Below are 13,805 nucleotides of genomic sequence, written 5' to 3'. Positions count from 1 at the left end.
GCGTGTATGCAACGGAGCGTCAAGAGCTGATCGAGCGGCTGCTGCTCGAGGAGGGCCGCGTCGCCGTGGTCGAGCTCGCCGAGCGGTTCGGGGTGACCACCGAGACCGTCCGCCGCGACCTCGACGCGCTGGAGACCGCGGGCGCCCTGCGCCGCGTTCACGGCGGCGCCGTCGCCCTGGAGCGCGTGAGCACCGCCGAGGCCTCCGTCTTCGAGCGCACGGGCCTGCGCGCCGACACCAAGCAGCGCATCGCCGCCCGCGCCCTCGACGTCCTCGGCGACGCCTTCCGCGGCTCCCTCTATCTCGACGCGGGCACCACGACCGCGGCCGTCGCCCAGCTTCTGCCCGCCCGGCTGTCCGCCACCGGGGGAGAGGCGGAGGTCGTCACCCACTCGCTCACCCTCGCTCCCGCCCTCGCGGCGGCCGATCGCGTCGCCCTCACCGTCGTCGGCGGCCGCATCCGCGGGGTCACGGCAGCGGCGGTCGGCGCGGCGACGGTCCGCTCCATCCAGTCGCTGCGGCCCGACATCGTCTTCGTCGGCGTCAACGGCGTCTCCGCAGGCTTCGGACTCAGCACCCCCGACCCGGAGGAGGCCGCCGTCAAGGAGGCCATCGTCCGGGCCGCGCGGCGCGTCGTCGTCGTCGCGGACTCCACCAAGTTCCAGCAGGAGTCGCTGGTCTCGTTCGCGCCGCTCGACGCGGTGGACGTGCTGGTGACCGACCGGGCGCCGGACGGCGAGCTCGCCGACGCGCTCGCCGCCTCCGGCGTGAAGGTCGTGCAGGCATGATCGTCACCCTGACCGCCAACCCGTCCCTCGACCGGGCCGTCACGCTGAGCGCGCCGCTGCGTCCCGGCGAGGTGCAGTCCGCGGCGTCGTCGCGTGAGGACGCCGGCGGCAAGGGGATCAATGTGGCGCGCGTCGTCGCGGCCTCCGGGGTGCCGGCGCTCGCCGTGCTCCCGCTCGCCGCGGACGACCCGTTCGGCGTCGTGCTCCGCTCGGCCGCCGTCCCGGTCCGCACGGTCGCCATCCACGGCCACGCCCGCGCCAACCTCACCATCACCGACCCCGCAGGCGTCACCACCAAGCTGAACCTCCCCGGCGCCGCCCTCGACGCCGCCGACGCCACCGCGCTGGTGGAGGCCGTCGTCGAGGCCTGCGCCGGCGCGCGCTGGCTCGTGCTCGCCGGCTCGGTGCCGCCCGGCGCGGGCGACGACTTCTACGTGACCGTCATCCGCGCCGTGCGCGAGCGCTGGGCGGACGCCGCGCCGCTGATCGCGGTGGACACATCCGGGGAGGCACTGCGGGCCGCGGTCTTCGATGGCCACCCCGACCTCATCAAGCCCAACGAGGACGAGCTCGCCGAGCTCACCGGCTCCCCATTCACGTCCGGAGAGCTCGGCGAGTCCGGCGAGCTCCCGGAGGCGGTCCTCGCCGTCGCCCGCACGCTCGTCCCCGAGCAGGCCGGCGCCGCACTGGTCACGCTCGGCGCCCTCGGCTCCGTCCTCGTGACCGCCGACGGCGGCTTCGTGGCGGACGCCCCGCGCATCCGCGTGCGGAGCACCGTCGGCGCGGGCGACAGCGCGCTGGCCGGCTTCCTGCTGGCCGACGTCGCCGGCGCCACCCCCTCCGAGCGGCTCGTGCACGCGATCCGCTACGGCTCGGCCGCGGCCTCGCTGCCCGGCACCCAGGCGCCCCGACCGGCCGACCTGCCCACCGGCGACCTCCGGGTCGCCGCACTCCATCCCTGAACCCGAACGCGCCGGAACCCATCCCCGGCGGAGTTCATCCCCCGACCTGGAGGACACCGTGTCACTGAAGACCATCACCCCCGCACTCGTCAGCCTCGACAACGCGGCCGGCGACAAGAGCGACGTCATCCGCGCACTCGCCGCGCGCGTCGTCGCCGAAGGCCGCGCCACCGACGCCGACGCCCTGTACGCGGACGCCTGGGCCCGCGAGCAGAAGGACGAGACCGGCCTGCCGGGCGGCATCGCCATCCCGCACGCCAAGAGCCCGTCCGTGACCGTCCCGACGCTCGCGTTCGCGCGGCTGGAGCCCGGCGTGGACTTCGGGGCGCCGGACGGCCCCGCCGACCTCGTGTTCCTGATCGCCGCGCCCGCGGACGCGGCCGAGGCCCACCTCGCCGTCCTGTCGAAGCTCGCGCGCAGCCTGATGACCGAGGAGTTCACCTCGGGCCTGCGCGCCGCGAAGTCCCCGGAGGACGTCGTGACGCTCGTGGACGAGGCCATCGGCGAGGGCGACGCGACCACTGCGACGAAGCCCGCTGCGGCATCCACCGCCGCCGCAGCCGAGGCCGACGCCGCCCTCCTGATCGACGGCCGCCCGGCCCGCATCGTCGCCGTCACCTCGTGCGCCACCGGCATCGCCCACACCTTCATGGCCGCCGACGCGCTCACCGCCGCCGGCACCAAGAACGGCGTGGCTCTGACCGTCGAGCCGCAGGGCTCCAGCGGCTACCAGGCCATCCCGCAGAGCATCATCGACGACGCGGACGCGGTGATCTTCGCCAACGACGTGGATGTGCGCGAGGAGGCCCGCTTCGCCGGCAAGCCTGTGGTGCGCTCCACCGTCAAGCGCGGGATCGAGCAGCCCGACCAGCTCATCGCCGAGGCGGTCGCCGTCGCGGCCGACCCGAACGGCGCACGCGTGACGGCGTCGGGCGGCTCGTCCGCCGCGTCGCCCGCGGCGAACCTCTCCTGGGGCGCGAACCTCAAGCGCATCCTGCTCACCGGCGTCAGCTACATGATCCCGTTCGTCGCCGGGGGCGGCCTGCTCATCGCGATCAGCTTCCTGCCGTTCCTCGGCGGCTACGGCATCGCGCTCGCGCACGGCAGCTCCGGCATGAACAACGCCGTCTACACGCTGACGCACTACGCGATCTGGAACCTCCCACCGGAAGGCCTTGGCTACTACCTCGGCGCGATCGCCTTCGAGATCGGGAGCGTGAGCCTCGGCTTCCTCGTCCCGGCGCTGGCCGGCTACATCGCCTTCGCGATCGCCGACCGGCCGGGCATCGCACCCGGATTCGTCGCCGGCGCCATCGCGGTCTTCATGAACGCGGGCTTCCTCGGCGGCCTGATCGGCGGCCTCCTCGCCGGTTATGCCGCGTGGCTGATCGGCCGCCCCGCCGTGCCGCGCTGGCTGCGCGGCCTGATGCCGGTCGTGATCATCCCGCTCGGCGCCTCGATCATCGCCTCCGGCCTGATGCTGCTGATCCTGGGCGCGCCGATCGCCTGGCTGATGACCCAACTCACCGCCTTCCTGAACGGCCTCTCCGGGGCCGGCGCGATCTTCCTCGGTGTCATCCTCGGCCTGATGATGTGCTTCGACCTGGGCGGCCCGGTCAACAAGGTTGCGTACGCCTTCGCGGTCGCCGGCCTCGCCGCGCAGACCGATGCCAGCTTCCACATCATGGCCGCGGTCATGGTCGCCGGCATGGTGCCGCCGCTCGGGATGGCGCTGGCCTCCACGGTGCTCTACCGCCGCGGGTTCACCCAGGTGGAGCGGGAGAACGGGGCGGCCGCCTGGCTGCTCGGCCTGTCGTTCATCTCGGAGGGCGCCATCCCGTTCGCCGCCGCCGACCCGCTGCGCGTCATCCCGGCGAACCTCGCCGGCGGCGCCGTGGCCGGAGCGCTGGCGATGGCCTTCGGGGTCGGGTCGCGCGCGCCCCACGGCGGGATCTTCGTGTTCTTCGCGATCGACCCGGTCTGGGGCTTCCTCCTGGCGCTCGCGGCCGGGACGCTCGTCACGGCCGTCCTCGTGGTCGGCCTGAAGCGGTTCGCGGCGCCCCGCACCGTGACCCGCGCCGCAGCGGAGGCCGAGCAGCCCGTCCCCGCGACCGTCGCGGCCTGACCGGCGCAGCGGCCCTCACCTCCGTCATCACCCACGACCACCGAAGAAGAGAACCATGACCCAGCGCAGCGCCACCGTCGCCAGCACCTCCGGGCTCCACGCCCGCCCCGCCAAGCTGTTCGTGCAGGCCGTCCAGGAGAAGGGCATCCCGGTGACGATCGCCGCCGGCGACGGCCCCGACCTGAACGCGGCGAGCATCCTCTCCCTGATGGGGCTCGCCGCGAGCAAGGGCACCGTCGTCACCCTCAAGTCGGACGCCCCGGGCGCGGAGGTCGCACTCGACGAGCTCGTCGTGCTCCTGGAGACCGACCTCGACACCGAGTAGCGGCTGAGCCGGCACCCTCGCAGGGCCGACGCGGCCCGCCGCCTCCCCGCCCTAGCGTCGAAGGACACGACCGCTCCGCAGTCGCGTCCGACAGGGACGCAGGAGCGGGAAGGGGGAACAGGATGCGCACGCTCACTCGAGGACTGGCCACGATCGCGGTGGCTGCCGCGCTGACGGCGGGAGGTCTCGTGCCCGCCTCAGCGGCGGAGCCGGTGATCGATCCGCACGGCTACTGGTCGGAGGAGAGGCTGCGTGCGGCGGCGGCCGACGAACTCCCGGCCGACGAGCTCCCGGCCGACGAGGGATCGCCCGCTCCGTCAGGCGAGCGGGCGCTGGTCTGGGGAATCACCACGGCCGTCAACCACACGGTCGGGAGGCTGTTCCTCCGCACGCCGGGCGGCGACACCTCCTGCACCGCGACCGTCGTCAACAGCGCGACGAAGAACCTGCTCATCACCGCCGGGCACTGCGTGCACCCCGGCGGCCCGGGCAACGCGTACTACACGAACTTCCTGTTCGCCCCCGGCTGGAACAACGGGCCGTCCGCGCACGGCTACTGGTCCGGCACGGCGGTGGGCGCCTCCGCCGAGTGGACGCAGAGCAAGAAGTGGGACCACGACTACGCCTTCGTCCGGCTCGCAGCGAATGGAGGGCAGCAGCTCGCGAACCGGGTGGGCGGCAACGCCGTCGTGGCGGGGGCGGCCCAGGCTCAGGCGAACGTGCAGATCTGGGGCTACCCCGTGCTCGCGCCCTACACCGGGCAGACCGCCCAGCGCTGCGACGTCTCCACCACCCGCGTGAACAGCTACGCCCCCGACGCCAGGGCCGCCTGCGCCTTCACCCACGGCGCGAGCGGAGGCCCGTGGCTGAAGGACGTGCAGTCGTCGGGGGTGGGCTCGATCTGGGCCGTGACCTCCCGCTGCGAGAGCGCGCCGGGCGGGGGAGGCGCGTGCGCGGGGACGGCGCTGTTCGCGGCTCCGTTGCCGCAGGCGGTGTACGCGCTCCGGGATGCGGTCGCCGGCGCCTGAGCCGACGCGCTGAGTACAGCAGAAGGCCCCTCCCGCGGGAGGGGCCTTCTCATTCTGCTTTCGGTGCCCCCAGTAGGATTTGAACCTACGGCCTTCTGCTCCGGAGGCAGACGCTCTATCCCCTGAGCTATGGGGGCCAGGAGTGCCCGTCCAGGCTAGCATCCTTTCGCGCGGCGCCCGTCCAGGCCGGGCCCCGCTCAGCTCGCGGGCAGGTTGCCCAACACGCTCTGCATCAGCGGCGCGGCGTCGCCCGGCTCGAAGAACGCGGTCGACTCGGCGACCACCCAGTACTTGCCGCGGAAGATCTGCACCTGGCCGGCCGTGCCCGGCTTGAAGTAGCCCTCCACCTGCGGCGGCGTCCCGTAGGTGGGAACCGGCTGGGCCACCGTGATCGCGGTGTTCTTGAGCCCCTCGAGCCTGTCTGCGGGCGGCATCGCCACGGCGATCTGGACCACGTCGCCGCTGGTCTGGTTCTTCCAGGCGCAGGTGACGCCCTTCCAGTCCGCGACCTGCTTCTCCAGCGTCCCGTCGCCCGGGGCGTAGCCGGGGTCGGTCGAGAAGTTGGGGTTGTAGGCGTAGAGCTGGTCGGCCGTGACCACCTGGTCGCAGGTCAGGGTGACCGGCGTCGGCGGCAGGGTGGGGGTCGGCGTCGGTGTGGGCGTCGCGGCGGGGTCGGCCGTGGAGCCGCCCGCGTGCGCCGACGAGGACGCCGTGGCGTTCGGCTTCGCGGCAGGCGTGCAGCCCACGAGCGTGACGGCGGCGGCGGCGATCGCGAGGGCGGCGAGGGTCCGTGCTGTGTGCTGCTGCATGCGGTTGTGCGTCTTCCGTGTCGTCCCGGTGCGTGTCGCATCGCACCCTATCAAGAGCGGGAACGGGTTGCCTCGGAAGCGCCAGTAGACTAGTTCTTCATGACTCCCGCTGACCTCTCCGCCGCCCTGCTCGCCATCGTGACGACCGTGGTGAGCCGCCGACGCGAGGCCGACGAGAGCATCCCCGAGCTGACGATCACGGCGGAGGACATCCCGCTGGAGCGCCCGAAGAACCGCGAGCACGGCGACTGGTCGTCGAACGTCGCGATGCGGCTCGCCAAGCGGCTCGGCGCCAACCCGCGCGAGCTCGCGGGCGAGATCGCCGAGGGCGCCTCCGGCATCGAGGGCGTCTCCTCGGCCGAGGTCGCCGGCCCGGGCTTCATCAACTTCCGCCTGGAGGCCGCGGCCGCCGGCAAGCTCGCCCAGACCATCCTGGAGGCCGGCGACGCGTACGGCCGCGGCGACCTCTACGACGGCCTCCTGGTGAACCTGGAGTTCGTCTCCGCGAACCCGACCGGCCCCATCCACCTGGGCGGCGCGCGCTGGGCGGCCGTCGGCGACAGCCTCGCCCGCATCCTGCAGGCCGAGGGCGCCGATGTGACGCGCGAGTACTACTTCAACGACCACGGCTCGCAGATCGACCGGTTCGCGCGCAGCCTGCTCGCCGCCTACCTCGGCGAGGCCACGCCGGAGGACGGCTACGGCGGCGCCTACATCGGGGAGATCGCGGCCGAGGTCGCGACGCGTGCCGCCGGCGACCCGGAGGTCGGCGACCTGGCCGCCCTCCCGCGCGAGCAGCAGCAGGAGGTCTTCCGCAGCCTCGGCACCGAGCTGATGTTCCAGGAGATCAAGGACCGGCTGCACGCGTTCGGCGTCGACTTCGACGTGTACTTCCACGAGGACTCGCTGCACGAGTCGGGCGCCGTCGAGCGCGCGATCGAGCGCCTGGACGACCTCGGCCACATCTTCGAGGCCGACGGCGCGATCTGGCTGCGCACCACGACCTTCGGCGACGACCGCGACCGCGTCATCGTGCGCTCGAACGGCGAGCCCGCCTACATCTCCGGGGACCTCGGCTACTACCTCGACAAGCGCGAGCGCGGCTTCGAGCAGAACATCATCATGCTGGGCGCCGACCACCACGGCTACATCGGCCGGCTGATGGCGATGGTGGAGGCCTTCGGCGACGAGCCGCACGTCAACCTCCAGATCCTGATCGGCCAGATGGTCAACCTGGTCAAGGACGGCGAGCCGGTCAAGATGTCAAAGCGCGCTGGCACCATCGTCACGCTCGACGACCTGGTCGACGTCGTCGGCGTGGACGCTGCCCGCTATTCGCTGGTGCGCTCCTCCACCGACTCGCAGCTCGACATCGACCTCGACCTGCTCACCAAGCGCAGCAACGAGAACCCCGTCTACTACGTGCAGTACGCGCACGCCCGCACCCGCTCGGTGGCGGCGAACGCGGCCAAGTCCGGGGTCGACCGCAGCGTCTTCAAGCCGGAGCTGCTCACCCACGAGACCGAGAGCGCCCTGCTCGGCGGCCTCCAGGAGTTCCCGCGCGTCGTCGCCCAGGCGGCGGAGCTGCGCGAGCCGCACCGCGTCGCGCGTTACGTCGAGGAGCTCGCCGGGCTGTACCACGCCTGGTACGCCGTGCGCGACGGCTCGACCCGCGTGCTCCCGCACGGCGACGAGCCGGTCACCGACGCCCACCGCACCCGGCTGTGGCTGAACGACGCGACCGGCCAGGTCGTCCGCAACGGCCTCACGCTGGTGGGGGTGTCCGCTCCGGAGAGGATGTGACGGCATGAGCGATCAGCGCGATCAGTCCACCGAGGTCCTGTCCGGCGCGCAGCCGCCGGCGGGAGGTCCGGCCGCGCCCGTGCGCCGGGGTCGCCCGCGCTGGCTGAAGACCCTGCTGTGGATCGTGATCCCGGTCGTGGTCGTCGTCCTCCTGCTGGTGGTCGCCGACGCGGTGACGCGCGCGGTCGCGGAGCAGCGGGTCGCGGCCGAGATCGAGAAGAACCTGCCCTCCTCGGTGAAGGCCGACGTCACGGTGCACATCGGCGGGTTCTCCGTGCTCGCGCAGTTCCTGGAGGGCAGCTTCTCGGACGTGGACCTGGTGGCGCCGCACGCGACCGTCAACGGCGCTCCGCTGAGCGCGGCCATCCACGCCACCGGGGTGCCGGCCGACCTCAGCAAGCCGATCCAGTCGGCCACGGGCACGCTGACCATATCGCAGGACTCGCTCAACAAGCTCGTCACGATCCCCGGCGCGAAGGGCGACATCACGCTCGGCGACGGCGTGCTCGGCTACGACGGGAGCATCGACCTGCTCGGCCTCCCGGTGGACTACACCGTCAGCGCCACCGCCAAGGCGAACGGGACCACCGTCCTGCTCACCCCGGGCAAGGCCAGCGTCTCGGCCGGGTCGGGCAACGTGAGCATCACCAAGCTGATCCAGGCGCTGACGGCAAGCGGGCCCTTCCCGCTGTGCGCCGCGCAGTACCTCCCGGACGGCGTGCAGGTGAGCGACATCCACGTGACGCCGAATCGCGCCACCGTCACGCTGACCGCCTCGAACTTCGTGATGGACGAGAAGTTCCTGCACAGCAAGGGCAGCTGCTCGTAGCGACCCCGTAACACGGCGAACCCGTGTGCGCCGCGTCGATAGACTGCTTTCAGCTTCTCCACCGGCTTCAGGGGCCAATCCGGGTCCGCTCGCCAGAGAGAACCCCACTCGTGATTTTCCGTACTCGTGAGGTTGTCCCCATGGCATCGAATCCGCTCGCCCCTCCGTGGCTGAGGGAGCCGGCCGACGCGAACGCGCTCGCTCCCGGTCTCTGGTCGCGCACCGTCCACCGTGAGGAGGGCGCGATCGTCGTCGGCGGCGTCCCCGTCGCCGAGCTCGCGGAGCGCTTCGGCACGCCGCTCTACGTCGTCGACGAGGCCGAGGCGCGTGAGCGCGCCGTCGAGGTCCGCTCTGCGCTGCAGCGCGCGTTCGCCGAGGTCCGCTCCGCCGCCCGGGTCTACTACGCGGGCAAGGCGTTCCTCTCCATCGAGGTCGCGCGCTGGATGACGGAGGCCGGGCTCAACATCGACGTCTGCTCGGGCGGCGAGCTGGCGGTCGCCCTCGCCGCGGGCGTCCCGGCCGAGCGGCTCGGGTTCCACGGCAACAACAAGTCGCTCGCCGAGATCGACCGGGCCGTGGCGGAGGGCGTCGGCGCGATCATCATCGACAGCCTCCAGGAGATCGAGCGCGTCGCGGAGGCCGCCGAGCGGCACGGCGTCGTCCAGCGCGTCCGGCTGCGGGTGAACAGCGGGGTGCACGCGCACACGCACGCCTTCCTGGCCACCGCGCACGAGGACCAGAAGTTCGGCATCGCCCTGGCCGACGCCGCGGACGCCGTCGCGCGCATCCGCTCGCACGCCGGGCTGGCCTTCCTCGGCCTGCACTGCCACATCGGCTCGCAGATATTCGGGGCCGACGGCTTCGCGGAGTCCGCGGCGCGCCTGCTCGCCGTGCACAAGGAGCTGCTCGCGGGCGGCGACGTCCCCGAGCTGAACCTCGGCGGCGGCTTCGGCATCGCGTACACCGCCGTGGACGACCCGGCGCCGATCGACCTGCTCGCCCGCAGCATCGCGGAGACCGTGGCCGCCGGCTGCGAGGACCTCGACATCCCGATCCCGGCGGTCGCGTTCGAGCCGGGGCGGTCGATCATCGGGACCGCAGGCCTCACGCTCTACACGGTCGGCACGACCAAGGACGTGACCGTCGCTGCCCAGGACGACGGCGAGACCGCCGTCCGCCGCTACGTGAGCGTGGACGGCGGGATGAGCGACAACGCCCGCCCCGCGCTCTACGGCGCCGACTACTCGGCCAGGATCGCCGGCCGGGAGTCCGCCGCGGCGCCCGCGCTCGTGCGGGTCGCCGGCAAGCACTGCGAGAGCGGCGACATCGTGGTGGACGCCGAGTACCTGCCGGGCGACGTCGCGCCGGGGGATCTCCTCGCCGTGCCCGCGACCGGTGCCTACTGCTGGTCGCTTGCCAGCAACTACAACTACCTCGGCCGTCCCGCCGTCGTCGCCGTGAAGGACGGCGCGGCCCGCGTCATCGTGCGCGGCGAGACCGAGGCCGACCTGCTGGCACGCGACGCCGCGTACGAAGACGGGAGCACCCGCCGATGATCGAATACCGCAACCTCCGCGTCGCGCTGCTGGGCGCCGGCTCCGTCGGCTCCCAGGTGGCGCGGCTGCTGCTGGAGCAGGGCGACGAGTTCGCCTCGCGCGTCGGCGCACGGCTGGAGCTCGTCGGCATCGCCGTCCGCGACGTGGACGCGCCGCGCGACGCCGACCTCCCGAAGGAGCTGTTCACCACCGACGCCACCTCGCTCATCCTCGGCGCCGACATCGTCGTGGAGCTGATGGGCGGCGTCGAGCCGGCGCGCGGCTACGTGCTGGAGGCGCTGAACTCCGGCGCCGACGTCATCACGGCGAACAAGGCCCTCCTCGCCACGCACGGCCCCGAGCTGTTCGAGGCCGCGGAGCAGGTCGGCGCGCAGCTCTACTACGAGGCGGCCGTCGCCGGCGCGATCCCGATCATCCGGCCACTGCGCGACAGCCTCGCCGGAGACACCGTCTCCCGCATCCTCGGCATCGTCAACGGCACGACCAACTTCATCCTCGACCGGATGGACGCGACGGGGGAGACCCTCGCCGACGCGCTCGCCACCGCCACCGAGCGCGGCTACGCGGAGGCCGACCCGACCGCGGACATCGGCGGCTACGACGCCGCGCAGAAGGCCGCGATCCTCGCCAGCCTCGCGTTCCACACCACCGTGCCGCTGGAGCAGGTCTACCGCGAGGGCATCACCGCGGTCACGCGCGAGCAGGTCGAGGCCGCCCGCGCGGGCGGCTGGGTGATCAAGCTGCTGGCGATCTGCGAGCGGCTGGTCGATCCGGAGACCGGCGAGGAGGGCGTGTCCGCCCGCGTCTACCCGGCCCTGATCAGCCGCGAGCACCCGCTCGCCGCCGTGCGCGGCGCGCACAACGCGGTCTTCGTCCAGGCCGAGGCCGCGGGCGACCTCATGTTCTACGGCGCCGGCGCCGGCGGTGTGGAGACGGCCTCCGCCGTGCTCGGCGACGTGGTGTCCGCCGCCCGCCGGCACGTCGTCGGCGGACCGGGCGTCGCCGAGTCGACGCACGCGGGCCTCCCGGTGCTCGACATCGGCCGCGTCGTGACCCGCTACCAGATCACCCTGTCGGTGGAGGACCAGCCGGGCGTGCTCGCGACCGTCGCCCGCATCCTGAGCGACGGCGGCGTGAGCGTGGAGACGGTGCAGCAGTCCGTGCCGAGCACCACCAGCTCCGTCGTAATACCGGGTAACGCCCCGATTCACGGCGCGGGCGCACCCACCGCTACCCTGGTGATCGGCACCCACGAAGCCGAGGAGGCCGCGCTGGCGGCCACCGTGGAGGCGCTCGCCGCGAGCGACGTGGTCACCGCCGTCTCTTCCGTTCTCCGAGTCGAAGGATCGTAATGCCCCAGTCGTCGAATGGGCCGAAGTCGTACAGCCGGCAGTGGCGCGGCGTGCTCCGCGAGTACGCGGACCGCCTGAACATCTCCGAGGCGACTCCGATCGTGACGCTCGGCGAGGGCGGCACGCCGCTGCTCCCCGCCCCGGCGCTCTCTGCGCGCACGGGTGCGAACGTCTTCGTGAAGTTCGAGGGCATGAACCCGACCGGCTCCTTCAAGGACCGCGGAATGACGATGGCCATCTCCAAGGCCGTCGAGCACGGCGCCAAGGCTGTCATCTGCGCCTCCACCGGCAACACCTCCGCCTCGGCCGCGGCGTACGCCACGCACGCCGGCATCCAGGCCGTCGTGCTGGTGCCGGAGGGCAAGATCGCGATGGGCAAGCTCAGCCAGGCCATCGCGCACAACGCGCAGCTCCTCCAGGTGCAGGGCAACTTCGACGACTGTCTCGACATCGCCCGCGACCTGGCCACCAACTACCCGGTGCACCTGGTCAACTCCGTGAACCCCGACCGCATCGAGGGCCAGAAGACGGCCGCGTTCGAGGTCGTCGAGGTCCTGGGCGACGCGCCGGACTTCCACATCGTCCCGGTCGGCAACGCCGGCAATTACACCGCCTACCACCGCGGCTACACCGAGGAGCTGCAGCGCGGCGAGGCCACCAAGCTGCCGCGGATGTTCGGCTTCCAGGCCGCGGGCAGCGCCCCGATCGTGCTCGGCCACGCCGTCAAGGAGCCCGACACCATCGCCACCGCCATCCGCATCGGCAACCCGGCGTCGTGGGAGCTCGCGCTCAACGCGCGCGACGACAGCGACGGCTACTTCGGCGCGATCGACGACGCCGGCATCCTGGAGGCGCACCGCATCCTCTCTGCCGAGGTCGGCATCTTCGTGGAGCCCGCGAGCGCGATCAGCGTCGCCGGCCTCCTGGAGCGCTCGGCCGCCGGCGTCATCCCGGCCGGCGCCACCGTCGTGCTGACCGTCACCGGCCACGGCCTGAAGGACCCGCAGTGGGCCCTCCGCACCGCCGACGGCTCCGACGTGCAGCCCACGAGCGTGCCGGTCGACACGAACGCCATCGCCGACGTGCTCGGCCTGGTCCCGACCGCCGGGGCGTCCGCATGACCTTGCGCGCCGCAGACCTGAGCGGCCGCACGGTCGCGGTCAAGGTCCCGGCGACGAGCGCGAACCTCGGTCCCGGCTTCGACACGCTCGGGCTCTCGCTCGCCCTCTACGACGAGCTGCGCGTCAGCGTGCGCGACGAGCCGGGCGCGACCGTCGAGGTCGTCGGTGTGGGGGCGGGGGAGGTCCCGACGGACGAGAGCAACCTGGTCGTGCGCGCGATCGCGCACACCTTCGAGTCGGTCGGCGTCGCGCTGCCCGGGCTGAACCTCCTCGCGCGCAACAGCATCCCGCACGGCCGCGGCCTCGGCTCGTCGGGAGCGGCGATCGTCTCCGGCATCATGGCCGCCAAGGGGCTGCTGGAGGGCGTGGTCGAGTTCGACGCCCAGGCGCTGCTCGCGCTCGCGAACGACATGGAGGGGCACCCCGACAACGTCGCGCCCGCGCTCTTCGGCGGCCTCACGATCGCGTGGGTCACCCCGGACGGTCCGCGCTTCAAGAAGCTGATCGTGCACCGCGGCGTCTCGCCGCTCGTGCTCGTGCCGGAGCACGTCATGTCGACGGCGCTCGCCCGCAGCCTCCAGCCGCAGTCGGTGCCCCACGAGGACGCCGTCTTCAACGTCTCGCGCTCGGCCCTGCTGGTCGCCGCGCTCATCCAGAGCCCCGAGCTGCTGCACGCGGCGACCGAGGACAAGCTCCACCAGAGCTACCGCGCCTCGGCGATGCCGGAGACCGACCGGCTGATCACGCTGCTGCGGTCCAACGGCTTCGCGGCCGTGGTCTCGGGCGCGGGCCCGTCCATCCTCGTGCTCTGCAGCGACCCGAGCCAGCGGCTCGCCGCGGCGGAGCTCGTCGCCCGCGAGGCACAGACGGCCTGGCAGCCCCTGATGCTCGCGGTCGATTTCAAGGGGGCGACGGTCATCGCGGTGGCCACCGAGGACGCGGACACACCGGCGGCGTAGCGTCAGAAGCGCCTGTCGCGAGGTGGTAAACTACCGAGTGCACCCGTGAAGAACCCGCGTCACGAGCGAATCCAGCTTCCGGGTGATCTCTTAGCAATCATGCCGTCACTCCTGCCTGCGCTTTTCGGTTCTCCGGAGCATCCGGAGA

At 72.6% G+C, this 13,805-nt stretch carries 12 protein-coding genes and 1 tRNA gene; 11 read left to right on the top strand and 2 right to left on the bottom strand.

Annotated features, from left to right (window positions below; genetic code table 11):
- Positions 1–2: 2 nt before the first annotated feature.
- The 5 genes from ABCS02_RS15035 (at position 3) to ABCS02_RS15015 (ending at position 5,228) form a co-directional block, all read left to right on the top strand.
- Positions 3–788, top strand: coding sequence for a DeoR/GlpR family DNA-binding transcription regulator (locus ABCS02_RS15035; protein WP_345836476.1), 786 nt, complete (start codon positions 3–5; stop codon positions 786–788).
- Complete coding sequence (locus ABCS02_RS15030; RefSeq protein ID WP_345836475.1) at positions 785–1,750, top strand: 1-phosphofructokinase; 966 nt, start codon at positions 785–787, stop codon at positions 1,748–1,750. The genes ABCS02_RS15035 and ABCS02_RS15030 overlap by 4 nt, the downstream gene beginning before the upstream one ends.
- A gap of 58 nt (positions 1,751–1,808) precedes the next feature.
- Complete coding sequence (locus tag ABCS02_RS15025; protein ID WP_345836474.1) at positions 1,809–3,875, top strand: fructose-specific PTS transporter subunit EIIC; 2,067 nt, start codon at positions 1,809–1,811, stop codon at positions 3,873–3,875.
- A gap of 55 nt (positions 3,876–3,930) precedes the next feature.
- The gene (locus ABCS02_RS15020) at positions 3,931–4,200 is read left to right on the top strand and encodes an HPr family phosphocarrier protein (protein WP_345836473.1); all 270 of its coding nucleotides are present in this window, start codon (positions 3,931–3,933) and stop codon (positions 4,198–4,200) included.
- A gap of 122 nt (positions 4,201–4,322) precedes the next feature.
- Entirely contained in the window at positions 4,323–5,228 is a 906-nt protein-coding gene (locus ABCS02_RS15015) for a trypsin-like peptidase domain-containing protein (protein WP_345836472.1), read from the top strand.
- A 64-nt stretch (positions 5,229–5,292) separates the two neighbouring features.
- On the opposite strand, the gene ABCS02_RS15010 is transcribed toward ABCS02_RS15015, so the two are convergent.
- Positions 5,293–5,365 (bottom strand) — tRNA-Arg (locus ABCS02_RS15010).
- 60 nt (positions 5,366–5,425) lie between these two features.
- Complete coding sequence (locus ABCS02_RS15005) at positions 5,426–6,037, bottom strand: iron ABC transporter ATP-binding protein (RefSeq protein ID WP_345836471.1); 612 nt, start codon at positions 6,035–6,037, stop codon at positions 5,426–5,428.
- A gap of 99 nt (positions 6,038–6,136) precedes the next feature.
- Here ABCS02_RS15005 and argS point away from each other — a divergent pair, with 99 nt between their 5' ends.
- The 6 genes from argS (at position 6,137) to thrB (ending at position 13,657) form a co-directional block, all read left to right on the top strand.
- Positions 6,137–7,840 (top strand): arginine--tRNA ligase, encoded by a 1,704-nt coding sequence (gene argS, locus ABCS02_RS15000; protein ID WP_345836470.1) that lies wholly within the window; start codon positions 6,137–6,139, stop codon positions 7,838–7,840.
- Positions 7,841–7,844: 4 nt separating this feature from the next.
- A complete protein-coding gene (locus tag ABCS02_RS14995) occupies positions 7,845–8,669 on the top strand; it encodes a DUF2993 domain-containing protein (RefSeq protein ID WP_345836469.1) in 825 nt (274 codons plus the stop codon).
- Between the two features lie 140 nt (positions 8,670–8,809).
- The gene (gene lysA, locus ABCS02_RS14990; protein WP_345836468.1) at positions 8,810–10,225 is read left to right on the top strand and encodes a diaminopimelate decarboxylase; all 1,416 of its coding nucleotides are present in this window, start codon (positions 8,810–8,812) and stop codon (positions 10,223–10,225) included.
- Positions 10,222–11,577: a homoserine dehydrogenase gene (locus ABCS02_RS14985; RefSeq protein WP_345836467.1), complete on the top strand. Its 1,356-nt coding sequence runs from the start codon at positions 10,222–10,224 to the stop codon at positions 11,575–11,577. Before lysA ends, ABCS02_RS14985 begins: the two co-directional genes overlap by 4 nt.
- Positions 11,577–12,698, top strand: a complete 1,122-nt coding sequence (gene thrC / locus ABCS02_RS14980) for a threonine synthase (protein WP_185277986.1) — start codon at positions 11,577–11,579, stop codon at positions 12,696–12,698. The genes ABCS02_RS14985 and thrC overlap by 1 nt, the downstream gene beginning before the upstream one ends.
- Positions 12,695–13,657, top strand: coding sequence for a homoserine kinase (thrB, locus tag ABCS02_RS14975; protein ID WP_345836466.1), 963 nt, complete (start codon positions 12,695–12,697; stop codon positions 13,655–13,657). Before thrC ends, thrB begins: the two co-directional genes overlap by 4 nt.
- The last annotated feature ends 148 nt before the right edge of the window (positions 13,658–13,805 follow it).

The organism is Microbacterium sp. X-17 (genome assembly GCF_039615055.1).
This window is presented reverse-complemented; position numbering and strand designations above follow the sequence as displayed.